We start from the raw sequence: 19,200 nt of genomic DNA on the forward strand, positions 1-19,200 counted from the left end.
TCCGTAAGTGGATAAGAGTGCGAGTAGACTGAGGGAGATTATCCAAATGAGAGCGCTTCGGAAAGGAAGCTCCGAGCGACCATGTACATGATTACGGGTGGGATGCCGATCGCGAGGGTCATCGCCATCATCCAGGCCCAGTACGTTGCTTCCCCGCCAGCAGTGACTTGGTATAACACGACCACTGCTGGTGTTGTGTTAGCGCTCTGAGTCAACATTGACGCAAATAAGAAGTCATTCCAGCCGGTGAGGAATGCAAGGAACCCAACAGCGATTATCGCCGGCGTCGCGAGTGGGAGTGCCACTCGTGCGAAAGCAGTGAATTTCGAACAGCCGAATACCTGGGCAGCCTCTTCGAGGTTGGGAGGTAATTTCTGGAAGAAGTCACGTAGAACCCAGATGGCAAAGGGAACAGATATCGTCAACTGAGCCAACGAGACGCCAAGTTTCGTATCGAACAGTCCAAGCTGCCACCAAAGATCAGAGACGGGGATAATTAGCAAGATGTACGGGAACAACAACGCGATAATGACGAAGTAGAAGAGAAGCTCCCGTCGCGGAAGATCGGTCCGCGCGAACGCATATGCACCGGGGATCGCAATCAACAAGGTAAGGACTCCGGTAATAGTGGCGATTATTGCACTATTCTGTAGAGGTTGTGCCAATCGAGTAAATGCATCATCCCAAGCAGTTAGCGTTGGTTCTTTGGGAATCCAATGAGGGTCCTGTGTAAAGAACTCTGCTGGCGCTCTGAATGAAACTGAGATAATCTGCAGAAACACGCCTATAATGAAGAGTAAATAGATGGCGAGCAGGGAGAACCGTAAACTGTGATAAGCAACATCTCCCAGCGTCATGTTCCCGAATGGCCAATATTCAGAGTCGTTGACAGACATTATTGCATCACTGCATCCGTGTCAGCGTGAGTGAATTGGTACAAGAAGAATGCGATAATCCCTAGGACGAGGATGAGAAGTATCATGCCGACAGCGTAGCCAAGTCCCAGTGAGTTCTGAGTGAACGCAAACCTAAACAGCAATACGGCCAACAACGATGTTTCGAATCCAGGCCCTCCTCCTGTCATTTGAAGCGGTTGTGCGATTTTTGAGAGGTTCCAGATGACTCGGAGGCTCACAGCGATGTAAATTGCTGTTTTTAATTGTGGCAGGGTAATCCAGCGGAACTGCTGAATCCGATTCGCTCCGAATATACGAGCCGCTTCATACTGACGTTCTGGGAGTCCGTCAAGAGAAGCGAGTATAATTATGAACATAAACGGCCAAAAAGTAAACGCTGTAGCGATCATAATCCCAATCATCGCGCCAATACCGGACGTTTGCCAATAGATTGGATCACCAAGGATCCCCCAGTCAACTAAATACTGGAACACTGGACCGAAATCTGGTTGGAGAATCCACAGCCAAATTGTACCAGAGACTACTGGCGCCATCGCAAATGGACTAATTAGAATACTGCTGACTATGCTCTTGAGACGATTACGACGAATATGTGTTACAAGAAGTGCTGCGACTAGAGCAAGCACAAGTTGGACTATTGTAACAGTAGCAAAGATGAGTGTTGCTTTCAATGACGTATAGAACGGCTCCCAACTGAGCAAATACGCATAGTTGTCGAGCCCGACCCACTCTGGATCACCCGTTCCAAGTGGCCAACTATGGAAACTCATCCAGACGCCCTTCATGAATGGTATCCATAGTAAGACTGCGAGGAACAATATCACCGGTAGTACAAGCATGTATTCAAACCGATACTCTTGGACGCTATCGAGGAACCGATGATAGCTATTACGTGTGGATTGTTGGAGTTTATTTTCTGATGACATTATAAGTACCTTTTAGCATTTGGTAACAATTATATGGTAACAGACACCGTAGATTTAGGTTTGTCGCTTCTGAGCAGGCCTATCCGCTGAACCCTTCGGTGCCTTCCATTGCATCGCGGAGGTCGCTGGCCGTGTTTGCGACTGCTTCTTCCGGAGTGACCTCTCCACGCATCATCTGCTGCCAGTGAGGACCGGGCCCCTGGAACATAAGTGTTGAACCAAGGGGTGTAATCTCCCATGCAGCCTCTTGAGCCTCAATCATGTCGAAGAGTGTCTCCATCATATGATGCCCCTCTTCAGCTGGCGAGAGCTCCATCGCACGATCTTTGATATCGAGACGAACAGGTGCGTAGCCGATATCAAACATTTGAGACGATTGCCAACTCTCGGTCATGAAGGTCTTTTGATACTCAATTGCAGCCCGCTGTTGACGCTCCCACTTGGCACTATCAGCATTCTCCGGCTTTTCCGTAATGCCAATTGTGTACGGACCAAGTGCCCCATTCGGCCCTCCAGATTCAGAGTACATCGGATTCCATTGTATATCTCCGTTAGCTAGTTTATCTTCAGCTCGCGACAAAAACTCGGGGAACGTAGACCACTCTGGCATTGAGATAGACGTTGTTCCGTTTATCAATGCCTGCATCTGTTCTTCATCAGTTGCTTGGGGCGTCGTTGGCCCTGATAGACCATACTCGCTATAAATGGCTTTGAACCGGCGCCAAGTCTTTACCCATGTATCATTCTCGTAAGCGACGTCAGTGCCATCTTCATTTACGAGTAGCCCCTTTGATCCACCTTCGGCTACGGCTGCAGGTTGCGCTGCATCGATCCAGTCGAATGCTTGTCCGAAAATGTGGAAGCCCCATTCTCCAGGTCCATTTTCCTGTAAGGTTTGGGCGACATCAATTAAATCGTCGAAAGATTCAGGAGGAAAATCGTTGTCGGGATCCAGTCCGGCTTCCTCAAAATGGTCCATTCGCGCGACAAGAGGGTTACGTGGATAGGCAGCTATTGGGAGCTCCCACATTGTATCCTGGTAATCTGACGGGAGTGCTCGTGCAGCGTGCTTCTGAACCGGTTCGATCCACTCGACTGCTTCCCGAGTCTTTTGATCAAACTGGTCACTGAACTGCTCGAACGGTTTGACGTAATCTCCAAGGATGAAGGGGGAATCAAGAGGGTTTTCCCCAATGTACATATTTGGAATGTTCCCACGTTCGAAGTTACTGATCCAGTTACCTCCTGCTAACTCGGAGTAGTTCGACCAGTTAGGTTGAATCGTCGCACCTGTCTCCGATTCGAAGTCTTGAATCTTCTTTTCCAGGTTCCGTCGTGCCGCCCTGGAGTTGGTGTTGATCGAATCCCAATATCTGAACGTCACCCCAGATAGGTTGACTTCATTGGCATTTTCGTCAGTGGCTTTGTCTTTTTCCGTTTCTTGATTATTGCCACCATCGCTGCTACCATCGCTGCTACCATCGCTGCTACCATCACTGCCACCATCACTTGAACAACCTGCAACGCTTGCAGCAATACCAGCACCAATTGTTTTCAACAAATTTCTTCGTCTTTCGTCTGTATTTCCCGTCATTGTTATTACCTCTAACTACGGCCCATCAGTTTATTTGTCCGACTTCCATTTATAATTTTCGTTTATTATCATCCTCGTGTTATGAATCGTAGTCGTTGCTCATCATAGCAGGGGTTGCCAAAGTATCTGCGCGACTTTTCAGTGTAACCGTAGTACTGGTACGGTCGGTCTTGATGAGGATCGCAAAGTAGGTGATGCTCGAAGACAACCACTTTAGCTGGCAGTAGACTTCGAAACCAAGCCGATCGGGACCAATCCGAGTGAGGACTCTAGCGAAATCCAGACTCTACATGCGTTCGAAAGGGAGTCGTCTGCAGGAACTCAAACACTCTTGCCACAGTTCGAACGAGTGAGATGTTCCCGTGAAGATGCTCTTTCAATGTCCGTCTTCCGCTGGATTAGCTCTGACGGATCAACGATGACTGTCCCACTACTATTTACAGTAATCCGACATCCCTCATAATCAAACGTAATTGATCCGTTGCAGGGCTTCGTTTGGTTCGAAGTCGCAGAAAATATCCTGTCGAGTGTGTCTGGATCGATTCTAGTGAATAACGGTGACAAGGTGGTCATGTCTTCGTCCTTTGCCTCTGCAACGGCAGCAACGATTGCCTCACTCGGTCGGCGAATCTGATGGTCAAACTTACCGTTTCACTCGAAACCCCATTTTTAGCCTCTTCCGTCAGTCTCGATGAGAGTGCCTCAATGAGACGGCGGATCACGCTACACAACCGAGCACTGAGTGCTTGGTCAGTAATTCCGAGATCATCGGCCATCTCTGGCTAACCCGAATCGAGCTCTCGAGAGTCTGTGAAAAGGGATGACTATGGAGAGTACTCATGCTAGTCCTCATCCATGCAAGATCTTTGTGTTCATCGAACGGAACCACAGTCTAAAAATAGCGAAGCGGACTATGACTTCTCACATGTCCACCCCCTCTCGATATCTTAACGCGATGGCAAATTCATCATTGTTTCTCCGGCTGTTATTCGGTGTCGTACTCCTGGTTGGTATACAACCGACCTATGCGTGGGTCTATTCGCTCACTCCAAATACGAGTCCATTGCAGGCAATCGCTGTATCCACCCTTACGCTTATTGTCTGGTTAGCACTGCTTATCTGGTCTGTCGGTGCATATCGAGATATTAAGGCTGCTCGTGATGGCCGCATCCGTGAACGATATTGACAAAATTGACAAAGTCATCCTTTCCCTCAAGCTTCTGTCTCAGTGAAAGAATTTTACTGGACAAGATTTTTTATTTAGTATACTTATACTTCGATTTTTTCCGGTAGCGAGCGTCTGTTGTAGGATTGGTCGTTGGTGGTGGATCTTCTGAGTAACTTCGATCCATCCCTTCAACATCGGCGGTAGGAAAGGACCAATACACTCACGGAGTTCGGGAAGGATGAATACAGAGGTCAAGGCCGTCTACTTCGACCGCGGGTTTCCGATGACAAGTGTCTCACACTGTTGCAGGCGCACAACTGCAGCTACGTGATACCGATTATCAGATGGGGCGAGACATCCAGTAGGTACTCCCGAAGGGTTGGAGCGTGTCATCGACTACGATTTGGCAGGGTAACTTGAGGGTCACAACTGGACTTCGAGTTTCCCGTCTACACCACCTGTCAGTACATGAATGGTTGATAAGACAACCACGGGTTGGCGCGTCAGCGACGTAGCCGTGGCGCGCCGTTCACCGAGGCAGCAGGCCAGGCCCGAGACCGCTGAAGAGGTACTTCGGTATCGAATCGAGCTTCCGCTTGGCGAAGCAAGCAACAGCTCCGCCCTCGACCCGCGTTGTTCGACCACATCCGACGACCCATCACGACAGAACAGGCGGCTCAGGTCAGGTTGACAGACGATACTTTATGAGGCACTGAACCTCAATAAGCTCCCGCTTTCACGTGGTTCCTCTCCTAGCTGAAGATTGGTGAACGAAATCAGATTATCTTCTGATTTCATGCTGCATAGCAGGGTAACTCTTATTCTGAATCCCAAATATCTGTTCCAGAGAACGAATCCGAGAGACTTTCAGCTGTGAAGACATCATCAATTCCTACCAACAAAGAGGAAACCTCGGTTGCCAGGTTTATTGCATTTGACTTGACAAGGGTTGGTTCAATTACGCCCACGTCCATTACGTCAGTAACCTCTCCCTCGATGACGTCCAGCCCAGTCGTGGGGTTCCCGTTGTGATGGGCTTTTCGTACGTCTGAGAGCGCCAAGATAGGATCCATTCCAGCTGACGTCGCTAGCGTTCGAGGAATCCCTTCTATAACATCAGCAAACTCCTCTATCACCAGTTGACGACGATCATCCAATGTGAGGCTGTAGTCCCGAAGTTCGCGTGCAATTTCGACCTCCACTGCACCGGCACTGGGCAACACGCTACCCCCCTCAATAGCCATCGAAACTGCTGCTGTGGCATCTTTAACTATCCGCTCAACTTCGTCAACCGTGTAACGAGTTCCACCACGACAGACAACCGCTGCGCTCCGAGCGGCGTCATTCTCCACAAATATCAAGCCATCTCCTGTGACTTCTCGGTAGTCGATAAGTTCGGCGTGTCCGAGGTCTTCTTCACCAATCATACTAAGATGCGTGACGATATTTGCGCCCGTCGCTCGCTTTATTCGTTCCATTTCAGAGTCCTCGTTCACGAGTTCGATAGCAAGAATACCCGCATTAGAGAACATCTGACGGATCGGATCATCTAGGATTTGTCCGCTTGAAACGACGAATTCGACACCGAGTGACTGAACATGATCTATCCAATCTTGTACCTGGTCAAATCTCGCATCGTTGAACGACAAGTATTCACTGGAATTACCTGGTCGTGCTGTGATATCTTTTCTCCCACTTTCAGTACTAACATCGCTGTCAACCAGAGCGACTTTTGCCCCCTCAATTCGCTTGGGCATTTCTTCATGCACGCTCTCACTTTCAACAATTGCTCCTTTGATCAAAAATGAATCAGTTATCGAATCACCACGGAGGCGAAGCGTCTTTATCATCTCTAAATCGATTTCACCTTCAGCTGACACCGTCTCTACGGTTTGAACAGCAAGATCAGATAAGAAGTTCTCAGTCGAATCAATCAGTCTCCCAGACATTGTTGTCTTCGCAATTAGCAGTAGTATCTCACGATCATCGCTTGAAATAGGAATTGCAACGTCCGATAGAGACTCTCGCGCTTTGGATGCAGCCAGCTGGTATCCCTCTTGAATCGTAGTAGAAGAGACACCCAAATCACGAAGCTCTCCAGCTTTAACGAGGAGATCTCCGGCAAGTACGACAACGGTGCTTGTTCCATCGGCGACAATGTCGTGTTGAGTACGCGCCGCTTCTCGGATCATCTCACCGATGGGATCGTCAATATCCATCTCAATGACAATCGTGTAGCCATCGTTCGTCACTACATACATCCCGCCATCATCCACCAGAATCTTATCTCGACCGAAGGGTCCGATCGTTGAACGAAGGGAATCTGCCATCGATTTTCCTATAGCGGAGACGTGAGAATTGAATTCGAAGCTATCTTGCGTAGCTTTTTGATCAATTTCGGATGTGACGGAATCTGAATCAGTGGCCATTAGTATTGATGAATACTCGACCTAGCTTGATAAATTGTGTGGGCACCCGTATCAGACTGTCTCTCCTCTTCGAAATATGCAGTCCATCTCGGCGCACGCGATATTCTTGGCTGTCCCAATGTTGATCCTTGGACGACTATCGAGACGTCCTATAGAATGGCCCGACACTCGGGTGAACGAATACGAATCCAGAGAAAACCGACAAAGAGTGAAAGTACTCTTGCAAAGCATGTATGGTAGCAACCCTCTAGATTACGCGATATCCATCCTGATCAAACACCCATACATTTTCTTCATCAATGTTAACCGAAACCCGGCGTTTTTCTTCATCGATCTTTCCTTGTTCAGTAGATGCGCGAATCTCGATATCACCTGAACGGAGTAACACCGTATCTCGAGCCCCTTTCGGTTCAACAAGATCAATATCGCACTCAAATAGACTCGAGGTCGCATCGAGAGCCAAGTTCTCTGGACGTACACCAACAGTGATGTTCTCTCCTAGATATTCTTTCAACCGCTCGGCCCGTTCTGTGCGCATTGGAAGGGTGAATAAGTCGTTTACTATCGCAATTTCGTTTTCTCGCATTTCTATCGAACTTTCTATGATATTCGTCGAGGGAGATCCGATGAACTGGGCAACGAATAGATTGACCGGTTCATTGTAAATTTCGTGGGGAGTGCCGATCTGTTGAATTTCAGCATTATTCATGACGACGATTTTATCACCTACAGTCATCGCTTCCTCTTGGTCGTGGGTGACCAAAATCATCGCTCGATTGAGTTCGCGGTGGAGTCGCTTGATCTCAGTGTGCATTTGGTCACGTAGATTCGCATCGAGCGCTGAGAATGGTTCATCAAGAAGGAATGCGACTGGCTCCATCACCATGGAGCGACCAATGCTAACACGCTGTTGTTGACCACCAGAGAGGGCTGCAGGCTTTCTATCCAGATAATCTTCGATGCCGAGCATTTCAGCAGCTTCCTCGACTCGCTTGTTCTTCGTTGCTTTGTCCAAATCAGTTGCCATATCCAGCCCGAATCGAATATTCCTTCGGACACTCATATGTGGAAAGAGCGTGATATTTTGGAACACAAAAGCAAGGTTGCGATCCTTTGGTTTCTTGTGCGTTATATCCTCCTCCCCGACCGTTATCGTCCCTCCATCAGGTATTTCTAACCCTGCAATACATCGGAGTGTCGTCGTCTTCCCACACCCTGACGGACCAAGAAATACCACGAACTCCTCAGGTTGGATGTCTAGATCGATCTCCTTACAGGCAACGACTTCTCCACCATTGAACGTCTTCTTCACATTTCGGAGGCAGATGGTATTTTGTCCAATTTCGGCGTTTTGGGTATTGTCCGCCGTTTCTGCAGATTGTGATTCCATTCGTAGTAGGGAGATTACGCCTTCTTTTATAAATATTTGTTGGTGGGGTTACCACATGAGGCATCGCAAGCGTGACGCTCCCCCTTTCGGAATCGAGTCTCGCTTACCGCGGAATATACATAATGAATAATAATGTTCGACATGCTCGAACGCCATTCAGCTTGAATCTCAAATTCCAATCCACCCACACCGAAATAATAACAAGGGTATATGTGTTATTCCCAGCATTTACTATTTAATGTTCGGTTATGCCGTACCGGTCAGCTTTGTTGTACCACCAGGGAATAACATTTTATTTGATCTCAACAATAGTATCTGGGTCTGGTCTAAGAATAAGTCGACAGACAGTTCTGACGTCCCTATGAGAGGGAAGGGGGAATCTTGGCTGGGATTTTGATATCTCAAGGAGGAGGAAGTATGGCGCGAGGGCAACTACTGAGGCTGACGATCCAGCCCGGTTTCTGACTCCTCCTGATGGACACTAGCTGGCGAATACTGTCTCAATTCATGCTTCCTGGGTATTGGGTTCTCTCCCCAACTGGTCTTCTGAGGCTGAACGTTTCCACTTACTTCGGCATCGCCAACTCCAACTCGAATTCATTGACGATTTCGGATACTTGATTTGCAATTTCGCTTTCTTGATCTTGACCTGTGAACGACCTTTTCGGCCCATTAACGCTGAATCCACCAATCACTTTTCCGGCACGGTCTGTCGCCGCGACTCCCAGCGCATGTAGGTCCCGAATGTTTTCTTCGTGGTTTGTAGCATACCCCTGATCACGCACCTCCTCTAGCTCGTTGAACAATTCATCACGGTCCGTGATGGTATATTTCGTTTCCGCTGGCAAACCCCACTTATCCAATATCTGCTCCGTTTGCTGCCGGGGTAGTTCGGCGAGGATTGCTTTCCCAATGGCTGTATTGTGAAGGTACAATCGGTTCCCCAACTTTTCGTGGGCCCATCCCATACGATCTCCTGAAGCAGTATGAAAATACGTGGCTTTTCCGCCCATCTCAACAGCGAATGCAGACCGAAAGCCAAGCTTTTCATGTATATAATCAGTAAAGTGTCCCGCGAGTACGTAGCCTTCCTCTTGTGAGCGTACGTACGTCCCCATACGAAGTAGCTCAGGCCCGAGAACATAGATATCTCCTCGTTTGATAACAAATTCTTTCGCCTCCAACGTGGCGAGATGGCCGTGGATCGTACTCTTCGGAATATCCATTGCATCTGCTAGTTCACTGACTCTCGAACCGTCGCTCTCCAATAGGTACTCAAGAATCTCTATCGAACGTTCTGTTGTCTGAAGCGTATTTGATTTTGTGTTCATAGAGCTATGTAACGCCCCGCCCTATTAATAAAGTTCGATATGTCCAAACGATTCAAGGGCCGTTACTGGACTGACTGTTATATCAGAACGGAATACAGATCTATCCGTACTACTCAATCAGTAGTGACGGCAACGAATACAACTCGCAATAAATTCACAACGAACGCAAATCCTGCAACAGTTGGATGTACTCGAGTATATTTCACAATTGAAAATGGTAGTAGAATTATAATATTATATGAAAGTGGAAACGTAGGGTTATACCTCAACCCAGTTTCTCGTTTCTGCTGATTCATAAGCCGCATCAAGTACTCTGAGCAACTGTACCGCATCGTCAATGGTAGCGGGCACGTCTCCAGTTCTAAACCCGTCAAAGTAGGATTCAAAGTAGTCTTGAACAAAGTCTCCCCAATTTGGAAACCGATCATATGTGAATTCATATTCAATGGTTTGCTTGGGGGACGCAGACCATTCTGGATCTTCGGCTGTCAGTCTCAATGGAACTGTTGGTTCTTGTTGGAGGCTATCATGGTGAAGCGGGGTGAGAGCCTGCGCATCGGTCCCATATATACCAAGATGGGTATCCTTCCCACGATCACTCAAGTAGTATCCGGTATTTTGTGTTGCCAATGTTCCTTTCTCGGTTTCAAGTTGCAGGACTGCTCCAGTCTCGATATCGGCGTTTTCATCAGCGGCTTCATGCATACGAGCGTTCACGGAGGTAATCGGGTCGTTCAAGATATACGGAATAATATCAAGCCAATGAGGGCCAATCCACTGCAGGGCACCACCTCTGGACGTTTCTTCGTCATAGATATAATGACTCGTATCCCGCTGTGAGAGCTGACTTGCATTGAACCGGCCTTCAACAGTCCAAACATCGCCAAAGAATCCTTCTTCAATTCGATTACGGAGCGCGATACTGACGGGGTTTTTTCGATAAAAGAACGTCGGTGAAATTGTGACCCCTGTTTCATTGGCTTGCCTCGCTATTTCTTCCATGTCACTAGCAGTTCTGCCGATAGGCTTCTCACTAATTACATGTACTCCCTCTTCAACGGCAGTCTCGACGATATCGGGGGTCTTATCGTTTCGATAAGTAATCCAAACTACCTCAACATCGCCGTCGGAAATCAATGTGTGAGGATCCTCAAATACAGTCGCTCCTTTAAGCAGTTCCGAGACATCTTGATTTTCAGTTGTCACTTCGTCCGGCCTCTCTTGCATAGGTGTAATGTCCTCAAGATCAACCACTCGGCCAGGTTCACACACCGCAGTGATGTCGATGCCAATGTTGCTAGCCACGGAGAAATAGGGATCGCGATGATGATGATCTATTCCTATGTATCCTGCTTTCACAACCATATTCTCGCATCACTTGAAGAGGTATGGTACTATAACGTTTGTGGGTTAGGAAACTGACTCTGAAGACCCCCTTTTTAGTGAATGATCGAGAAATGGGGTAATGATCATTCTATGAGGTTAAAAATAAACCAGATTGTGGATGAATATTAATTAAAAAATCAAAGGGCATCAATATATTACAAATATTGACAACCTGGTATTCCAACTGTATACCTGTTTAGACGTTGTATGAGATATTTTCGACAGTAGAATCAATGCCTCTCTCTATCAAGTCCGTAGCCCGGTGGAATAGGATACTCTCTAATTGTTAGCTCAATATATAATCGAGCTTACGAGTTATATGGTGTTGGCATCGTGAAATTCCCTGAATCAAATGAGAGTGGCTTTGGTTCTTTGATTATCTTCAAATCTTCCCTGTTTCTAGACTCATCAATTAGCGCTTTCGAAGCATACAATCGGGATAGATGCATCGTGTCAGTTGCACGAAGGACTCGAACGGACTCTGGATCAACGATCCCAATGGTCGAGAGGGCTGCAGTCAGGCCTGCTCTGTCAGTTTGAACTACCGGTGGTATCCGAACCCCGCGAGGCGTACTCGCTGTGAGGGCGTTAATTAGAGTCGGTTCCATCTCTATTTCATTGAGAAGATCTTTGTGGATGAAATCGGCAGACCCCATCCCCATTGCATTTCCGTGTGTTGTTTCGGTCAGTCTACGAGTGTAGATTCGTTTTATATCCGGAGAAACAGGTTCTGGCTCTTGTATTGCGAATGGGCGTCTTCCAATAACGTTTGTATCCATGCCTTGCCCACTGATCTCTTTACCCTGATAGTCGAGAATGAGTAGGTCTATATTATCAAATGGCAGTTTTGGCATGATATCATATGATGTTTTCAGTAACTCTCTTTCACGTTCCAGAAAGTTTGAAGGGGTAATTCCTTCGATAGACGCAGTCTCGTCATGTTGATCTTCTAAAATTGCGACGCCTCCTAATATTGGAAGATTCTCAATTAACTGTTCAGTTATAGCTGGAATCATATCCCGTAGTGACCAATCCACAGCCCAGTCATGTGCTATCTTCGCCCCTCGCTGTTTTCCCATCCCAATAACGAGCATTTTTGAGAGCCCGCTTTCTACAGACCCATCGAAATCAGTATGTGGCTTAATTCGATTGATTGGCACTATCGCATCGGCATTGACTGCGTTCCTATCTGCGACAACGGGGACATTGCGATCAGTAGTACGACTCACCTCCACGACATCCATACTGGACCGAATTTCACATCCGATTGTTGCTTCAGTAATACCGAGTTCGTTTAGCATCTCCCTTTGACCCTCTGCCGTTGCCCCTCCATGGCTCCCCATTGCTGGAAATACGAATGGGTGGTATCCACGTTGATCTGCTTGATGAACAACCCCAGAGACGATATCGGCAATATTCGCAATACCTCGACTTCCTACTCCAAGCGCAATTTCGCCGTTTTCCGGCACATCATCCAAGGGAAGCGACAATAAAGCTTGACCAGCTTCAGCAGCGATCTCATCACTGCTTATACTATCTGTTTGCCATACTTGCTCAATGAGTCCTAGCTCAGGGAGTTCTATCTCGCCACACGCGTTCATCACCGCAGTTTCTGAGACTGCTAATGAATCTCGTGATTGGTCCATGCCAGCACAAACCCTACGTTTGGTAATAAATACGGTGGTTGCTCACATCCTGACGAGAGCTCGAGTTTTCGAAATCTTGGCTCTGTAGTTCGGTATACGGCACTAGTATTCACGAATATCTCCCGATCCGTCGAGTGACCTTGGGCCGATCCTCACATCATAGTTCTTTGAAGTCGTTGAATGTATATCGGTGATGGACAGAATTTCGACATCCACGAATGAAGTAACTTTGAGTGCTCAAACGTCGTAGGTAGTGCGCGTGGCAAAGGAGCGACTGGCTGCGCACGGTCGAGTTGAAGAAGGCGAGGTCAGCGTACTTCTCAGCTGACGCGCCGAGAAATGCACTCCAAATCTTCAGCAGGAATTTGCCCAAATCACTTGCTGGGAACGGTGTTATGAGGCAGATTCCGTCGAGGATGCCACGCATTTCGCTGAGCAAATCTACCGTGACACGGTAAGATTCACCCGGATCGATACGAACTGCACGCAAGATGGGCATCATCCACTCAGCGAACTCGTATCCCCGGAGAGCCGGTGGTTCGGCAGGATTTGTAACAACAGATTCAGGCGTTGCGTCCGTCAGAAAAGTGATGAGACGGATTTCCGGTGTCACACTGACGTGTCACTTCGCTTTCTATAGCAATAACGCAGTCACGGATTCTCTTTCTAGTAAACCTACAATGCCATGATTAATAAAAACACACCAAGCGCTCATTTAGCGAAAGCCGGCTCAGGATATTAACAAAGCTATGCCGATTTTGACGGTCTCTATCCCTCAAATTGCGATATTGCGTTATCAGCTTGACAAATCTCCCATAAACCAGAGAGATCTAATCCGGAAGAGAATAGATATAACGTTGCGTCACGGTGTCACCCCCATTCAGGTTCTCTATTATTAAAGAACGCATCAACGCCTTCTTTTTGATCTTCAGTCCCAAAGAGAAACATATTTGAGGTGACTTCGTCCACACCATTTGATAAGTTTTTGTTTAACTGTCTCTTAGTCATCTTAGCAGCTAAGGGCGCTGTCGATGCGATTTGCTCTGCTCTCTCGGATATCAATTCGTTAAGTTCCTCACTTGACGTGATCTCATTCACTAATCCAATCTCAAACGCTTCCTGAGCAGAGAATTCGCGCGAAGTAAGCAATAATTCCCTTGTTCTTTTTAAACCAATTAAATCTGGAAATCTTGCTAAAGCCACCATCGCAACGTGTCCAAGGTTTGGCTCGGGTAGTCGGAACCTGGCGTTCTCACTCGCGATTGTAATATCACATAACGCTGCAATTTCACAACCACCTCCAAAGGCGATACCGTCTACCTTTGCGATCACTGGGATAGACACTTCTTCGATAGCAAACATGGAACTCAATATATGCTCGGTGTACTCCCATAACTCCGAATCGCTCTTACTCTCAAAATCTAAATCAGAGATGTCATCACCTGAAGAGAACGCGCGCCCATTTCCAGCGAGAATTGCCACACGCACTTCATCATTCTCCTCAGCCTTTTCAAGTGCGGTTTTGAGTTCATTCCATGTCTTCGTTAATAATGCATTCAGCTTCTCGGGCCGATCAATCGTAATATGCGCAGTTTGCCCGACTATTTCGTAATTTATCTGTTGGAACATGCAGGATCATACTGATTCAGAATCATATAGATTTCGAATTTGAACGTTATCGAGGAGGAGAAATTTCACTTGAATAACCATCCATCTTCCATTCGAAAGCCTAAGTCTACCTCACAATCCTCTTTTTCACTGCCGACAATCGGATCGTACATGTTCCAACGGCGGCATTGATTTCCTTAAATAAGAGGGATACCTTTTGAATGAGAATCTCGCGAAGGTGGTTGGCCCGTGTCACCTGGGCGCGCGGTTCCTTCAGAACGGCGACCAGGCCAGTTCGCACAAGAAGGTGTTCACTATCGCCCAATCAAAGAGCGAAGCGAGCATCGACCGTCATGACTTCCTACCGGTGGCACTGAACACTATCTCCAATGGCGCAACTTTTCGAGACGCTCGACGGAGAGCGCGTCAAGACATGCGCTATATCACAGCACCGATCATCGGCCATCAAGGCCCCGAAATCGTGGCCCTCAGCCTGTTCGGATACAAGAGCCGGGCACAAGGAAACCGATCTACCGACGAGATACCAAGGCAGTTACTCAAATGTGCGAACGTCATCGAGGTGAACCTGACCTCCTCATAGTCGGGGGCAAACACAACAGTTAGGTTGGCGGGCCCAACAGCGTACGGTGATGCAATTCGTCCGATACACGAACGGTGGCGGTCCAGAGTGGGGAGTCCGTCTCGACGAGGAGATCGTCCCGTTGTCCGGCCTCCGCGAAGACGTCTCGTACCAGCAGTTGACCGACCCGGGATTCCTCCAGGTGGTCGAGAACGCCGTCGACGCGGCGTCGTCGCACGCGATTCCGGTCGGCGACGTACGGTTTCTCGCTCCGGTTCCACGACCCGGCAAGATCATCTGTGTGGGTTTAAACTACCACGACCACGCCGAGGAGCAAGACGAGGAGGTCCCCGAGCGCCCGCTGCTGTTCGGGAAGTCCCCGTCGTCGGTCACCAACCCGGGTGATCCCATCGTCCACCCGGACGACCTCGAGGAGGTCGACTACGAAGTCGAACTCGGCGTCGTCATCGGACGAACCGCTAAGAACGTTTCTGCCGAAGAAGCCCGCGACTATGTCGCCGGCTACACGGCAATCAATGACGTCAGCGGACGAGACGCGCAGTTTGACGACGGGCAGTTCTTCCGCGGGAAAAGCTACGATACATTCGCGCCGATGGGGCCGACGCTCGTCCCCGACGACCGACTTGACCCTGCCAATCTTGACGTCGCCTGCCACGTCAATGGCGAGACCAAGCAGTCCTCGAACACCGAGGAGTTCATCTTCGACGTCCCGGCGGTTGTCGAGTACATTAGCGGGTTCACGACACTGCGCCCGGGTGACGTCATCTCAACCGGGACCCCTGGCGGCGTCGGCATCTTCCGCGAGCCACCCGAATTGCTCAAACCGGGCGACACTGTCGACGTCGAGATTGAAGGCATCGGGACGTTAAACAACCCCATCGTTGCCGAATCGGAGATATAATCCCACTAACTGTACTCGAACGGAAATTTTCTAATTTTATCCTGGTGTTTTTAATCCCAAATAGTTCGAGTGGGGCGTAGTTGAACATTCAAATAAGAAATTCGGGCAGTTCAGGGCGATGAACTCCAGGTGAGGCGAACGATCGCGCACCTCAATGAGCAGTGAGCGTTACTTTCAGCAGATGTCCTGCCAAGTTTCGACTATTCTATTTAAATAAAGGAACTCTCAGCGAGGCCACGCTATGAAGCGGAAAACGAGGGACGTGAATATCTGAAGGGACTGTCGACTCTGATCTGATAAGTTTAGCCGGGCGAAAAAAGGAGGGCTCAATAGCTCTGGGAGAGAAATCAGATGACTCTAAAACAGCGCATCCGTACAAAGGATTCCATCTCTACTTCACCTAAGTCGACAGCTGAATACCGTGGTTATACGAAAATGATCTCGAAATCGAATCAAACATTAATACCGTAGATGTGTGCCTAATTTTCCACGGCCGACAGAAGAGACCGCTCTCGAGAGATGATACGACAAGCATGCCAACTTAAGAGTGGTATTTTACCACTCCGTGTGAACGGTTCATGCGAAATCCTTCCGTCCGTCACGAAAACACGGCCAGCAGGGAAATGAACCAGCAAACGACCTGTCGGTTGCATCCCGACGACCTCGCCTCGATAGGATGTTCCGATGGCGACGCCGTGGAGCTGTACAATCCGGACACTGGGGCACGGTTTCAGGCGACAGCACGAGCAGCATCGACAAATATGGACCCCGGACAACTCTCGGTGAGCACCCGCTGTCGGAAGCTCCTCGACGTGGAGTTCCCCGAACGGGCCGACGATGAGCAGGCGACGACGCTACATGCCCGAAAACCGGTCAAGACAGTCGATGAAAGTGACGAAAAGGGGCTCGTCAATCGATTCACCGACCGACTGCTCGATTGGGCCGTCGACTATCACGAGGTTCAGTTACGGGTCAATATCGGACTCAACGCTGACGAAGGTAGGTCGGCGGGCCGGGTAAACGCAGATACGATGGAGGTCCTAGCTATCGACGACGGAGATCGTGTTCAGATCCACTCCAAAGACTCAGAAACCACGGTCCGATGTCGAATCATCGAGCCGGAGAGCCACTTCATCGAGACGGACTCCGACATCGACGCCGCCGACGTCCGTGACAGGACGATCTTGTTGCCATCGACTGCCCGTGAACGCCTGGACGCAGTCTGTGGCGATATCGTTCGCGTCCGACGCGATACCCGTCACGTCGCGATTCGCAGCATTACCCCGTCGATGTTTGCGTTCCTGGGCGTGTTGATCAGCGGTCTGCAGATAGTCGACCTGCTGTCACCGTCCTTGCAACCGTACGCCATTCTGCTCACACTGATTCTCGCCGGTGTCGCGATATGGCTCATGCTCTGGCCGGAGCGAGTTCGCTGTCGGTAGGACGTGCAGGCCGAGTGCCGAGACCTATTAATCTGCCCCCGATGGTCAGAACGGAATCGACGGCAACGACACGCTCTTGGCGAGTCGAACAGCCACCGCCAGTGCCTTGACCGTCTCGATACTGCGTTCGGCGCGCTCGAACGGCCCGTGCTCAGACCCGACGCGCGAAGTACAGTGTATCGACGCCAGCACCCCTATCGTCGGGAATACGGGCGACTTCCTCGAATCCGAGATTTTCGAGTACCGCGATGTGGGCCTCGTTCGTGTGCCACGTCTTCGTCGAGGCAGCGGGAGCGTGCCATGCATTTGGGACGTCAGACAGTAGCGTCTGATACATCCGCATCGCAAGGCCACGTCCGCGATGTGACTCGTCGACCGCGATGATTTCGACGTGATTCGTCGGCGTGAACGCACTGAGTGCGTCAGCGTCTTCGAGTCGTTCGAACGAGCAAAACCCGACGAGATGTCCCTCATCGAACGCTCCGATCATCGGCCGCTCCAGACACCGCTTGACGTAGCCCTCGATGTTCGTTGCGCCTCCCTCGCCCGGTGCACGCGAGACTGCGGACCGCGTCTCGCTCGTTAGTGCGGGGACGAACTCCTCATCGACGTGTTTGAGGAGCCGTGTGACTCCGTTTCAAGAGGGCGTGGTTTCTTCGACGAATCGCACAGTCGCCATGGGGGGTGCTTTGGCTACAGCCCCACAGATAAAAGTCTCGACGGTGTCGCCGTACGTCGAGCGGACACACTCGAACGTGGATAGACCCATGTCTCACTCAGACCGATGGACTGTCCGTGGAGTCGAAGCCATCGTAGTACAGAGGTAGATGTCAATGTCTCGTTCACGTCCGCGTGGCACTCACCCGGCCAACAGTCGCCGTTGGTACACTTGAACGTCGTCTCTTTCAGGACACGAAAGAGGTCATCCTTTCATCCCCGAGAGACTCATCCCGCGGATGAAGTAGTTCTGTGCGGCGAGGAACACGAGGATGACCGGCGCGACGATGATGAGCGCCGCCGCCATCATCAGGCCCCACTCGGCAAAGTACTGGTTCCGAACCGCGAACAGCGCGATGGGGAGGGTGTACATCTCCGTGTCGTTGGCGATGATCAACGGCCACTGGAAGTTGTTCCACGTGCCCATGAAGGTGAAGATGCCCAACGTCGCCAACGCGGGTTTCGCCAGCGGCAGATAGATCTTATAGAACGTCTGGAACTCGTTGCAGCCGTCTATCTTTGCTGCGTCGCCGAGCGCCGACGGCAGGCTCTTGAAGTGCTGGCGGAGCAAGAAGAGGCCCAACGGCTGCGCGACGAGCCGCTCGACGACGTCGTCAAGGACACCCTCTGGCTGGTACAAGAAGACGAGACGGTCTCCAAAATGTCGATGGTCGACATCCAATCTGTTGCAGAGGACGCGTGGCGACTCGTCGGCGACGACGCGGTCACGCTGCACACCGCGTCGATAGAACGGATTCCGGCCAACAGGTCCCTCTTACAAACGGTTTTCGAGAAACTGTTCGAGAACACGCTTGCGCACACGACGGCTTCTCGGATCAACGTCGGGCCCTGCTACAAAGGTGACTATCTCGACGGATTCTACGTGGCCGACGACGGCAAAGGATTCGACACAGCCACACCAGAGGAACTGTTCGAAATAGGCACCAAGGAAGGGAGTGGTGGGGCGGGTATTGGACTCGCTATCGTTGACGAAATCGTCCGACGTCACGATTGGTCTATCACAGCGACCGAAAGCGACGAAGATGGAGCTAGGTTCGAAATAAGGCCGAAACGGTATCTCTGTACGAATATCGCTTACCAGCCGGTAAACGGATAGAATATGCGGTAAAACAAGCGATATATA

General features: G+C 49.7%; 16 protein-coding genes and 1 pseudogene. 3 read left to right on the forward strand and 14 right to left on the reverse strand.

Translation table 11 applies throughout. The annotated features are described in order from the left end of the window. Positions 1 to 38: 38 nt before the first annotated feature. The 12 genes and pseudogenes from NJQ44_RS18295 to NJQ44_RS18345 form a co-directional block, all read right to left on the reverse strand. Positions 39 to 896 carry a carbohydrate ABC transporter permease gene (locus tag NJQ44_RS18295; protein WP_254274645.1) on the reverse strand — a complete coding sequence of 286 codons (858 nt, stop codon included), beginning with the start codon at positions 894 to 896 and terminating at the stop codon, positions 39 to 41. Continuing rightward, complete coding sequence (locus tag NJQ44_RS18300; protein WP_254274646.1) at positions 896 to 1,702, reverse strand: carbohydrate ABC transporter permease; 807 nt, start codon at positions 1,700 to 1,702, stop codon at positions 896 to 898. The genes NJQ44_RS18295 and NJQ44_RS18300 overlap by 1 nt, the downstream gene beginning before the upstream one ends. A gap of 220 nt (positions 1,703 to 1,922) precedes the next feature. After that, on the reverse strand, positions 1,923 to 3,437 hold the full coding sequence (locus NJQ44_RS18305; protein WP_254274647.1) for an ABC transporter substrate-binding protein: 1,515 nt from the start codon (positions 3,435 to 3,437) through the stop codon (positions 1,923 to 1,925). A gap of 321 nt (positions 3,438 to 3,758) precedes the next feature. Next, positions 3,759 to 4,067, reverse strand: coding sequence for a DdfA family disk-determining factor (ddfA, locus tag NJQ44_RS19585; protein ID WP_431357804.1), 309 nt, complete (start codon positions 4,065 to 4,067; stop codon positions 3,759 to 3,761). A gap of 595 nt (positions 4,068 to 4,662) precedes the next feature. After that, positions 4,663 to 4,845 (reverse strand): annotated as a pseudogene (locus NJQ44_RS18310) (hypothetical protein); the annotation flags it as partial. A gap of 578 nt (positions 4,846 to 5,423) precedes the next feature. After that, positions 5,424 to 7,034, reverse strand: a complete 1,611-nt coding sequence (thsA, locus tag NJQ44_RS18315; RefSeq protein ID WP_254274648.1) for a thermosome subunit alpha — start codon at positions 7,032 to 7,034, stop codon at positions 5,424 to 5,426. 247 nt (positions 7,035 to 7,281) lie between these two features. Beyond that, positions 7,282 to 8,424 (reverse strand): ABC transporter ATP-binding protein, encoded by a 1,143-nt coding sequence (locus tag NJQ44_RS18320; protein WP_254274649.1) that lies wholly within the window; start codon positions 8,422 to 8,424, stop codon positions 7,282 to 7,284. Between the two features lie 566 nt (positions 8,425 to 8,990). Continuing rightward, positions 8,991 to 9,755 (reverse strand): IclR family transcriptional regulator, encoded by a 765-nt coding sequence (locus tag NJQ44_RS18325; protein WP_254274650.1) that lies wholly within the window; start codon positions 9,753 to 9,755, stop codon positions 8,991 to 8,993. Positions 9,756 to 10,013: 258 nt separating this feature from the next. Next, positions 10,014 to 11,120 carry a Gfo/Idh/MocA family protein gene (locus NJQ44_RS18330; protein WP_254274651.1) on the reverse strand — a complete coding sequence of 369 codons (1,107 nt, stop codon included), beginning with the start codon at positions 11,118 to 11,120 and terminating at the stop codon, positions 10,014 to 10,016. Between the two features lie 329 nt (positions 11,121 to 11,449). After that, entirely contained in the window at positions 11,450 to 12,787 is a 1,338-nt protein-coding gene (locus NJQ44_RS18335) for a nickel pincer cofactor-dependent isomerase, group 22 (protein ID WP_254274652.1), read from the reverse strand. Positions 12,788 to 12,944: 157 nt separating this feature from the next. Continuing rightward, the gene (locus tag NJQ44_RS18340) at positions 12,945 to 13,400 is read right to left on the reverse strand and encodes a hypothetical protein (RefSeq protein ID WP_254274653.1); all 456 of its coding nucleotides are present in this window, start codon (positions 13,398 to 13,400) and stop codon (positions 12,945 to 12,947) included. A gap of 257 nt (positions 13,401 to 13,657) precedes the next feature. Next, positions 13,658 to 14,416: an enoyl-CoA hydratase/isomerase family protein gene (locus NJQ44_RS18345; RefSeq protein ID WP_254274654.1), complete on the reverse strand. Its 759-nt coding sequence runs from the start codon at positions 14,414 to 14,416 to the stop codon at positions 13,658 to 13,660. Between the two features lie 629 nt (positions 14,417 to 15,045). On the opposite strand from NJQ44_RS18345, the gene NJQ44_RS18350 reads away from it, so the two are divergent. Together NJQ44_RS18350 and NJQ44_RS18355 are read left to right on the forward strand one after the other, a co-directional pair. After that, positions 15,046 to 15,897 (forward strand): fumarylacetoacetate hydrolase family protein, encoded by an 852-nt coding sequence (locus NJQ44_RS18350; protein ID WP_254274655.1) that lies wholly within the window; start codon positions 15,046 to 15,048, stop codon positions 15,895 to 15,897. Between the two features lie 761 nt (positions 15,898 to 16,658). Continuing rightward, on the forward strand, positions 16,659 to 17,339 hold the full coding sequence (locus NJQ44_RS18355) for a hypothetical protein (protein WP_254274656.1): 681 nt from the start codon (positions 16,659 to 16,661) through the stop codon (positions 17,337 to 17,339). Positions 17,340 to 17,490: 151 nt separating this feature from the next. Here the strand turns inward: NJQ44_RS18355 and NJQ44_RS18360 are convergent, their stop codons facing one another. Beyond that, the gene (locus NJQ44_RS18360; protein ID WP_348533099.1) at positions 17,491 to 17,865 is read right to left on the reverse strand and encodes a GNAT family N-acetyltransferase; all 375 of its coding nucleotides are present in this window, start codon (positions 17,863 to 17,865) and stop codon (positions 17,491 to 17,493) included. Between the two features lie 396 nt (positions 17,866 to 18,261). Continuing rightward, positions 18,262 to 18,696, reverse strand: a complete 435-nt coding sequence (locus NJQ44_RS18365; RefSeq protein WP_254274658.1) for a carbohydrate ABC transporter permease — start codon at positions 18,694 to 18,696, stop codon at positions 18,262 to 18,264. Positions 18,697 to 18,723: 27 nt separating this feature from the next. Between NJQ44_RS18365 and NJQ44_RS18370 the strand changes: the two genes are divergently transcribed. Continuing rightward, positions 18,724 to 19,173: a sensor histidine kinase gene (locus NJQ44_RS18370; RefSeq protein ID WP_254274659.1), complete on the forward strand. Its 450-nt coding sequence runs from the start codon at positions 18,724 to 18,726 to the stop codon at positions 19,171 to 19,173. Positions 19,174 to 19,200: the final 27 nt, after the last annotated feature.

The organism is Haloarcula marina, from assembly GCF_024218775.1.
Classification (GTDB): domain Archaea; phylum Halobacteriota; class Halobacteria; order Halobacteriales; family Haloarculaceae; genus Haloarcula; species Haloarcula marina.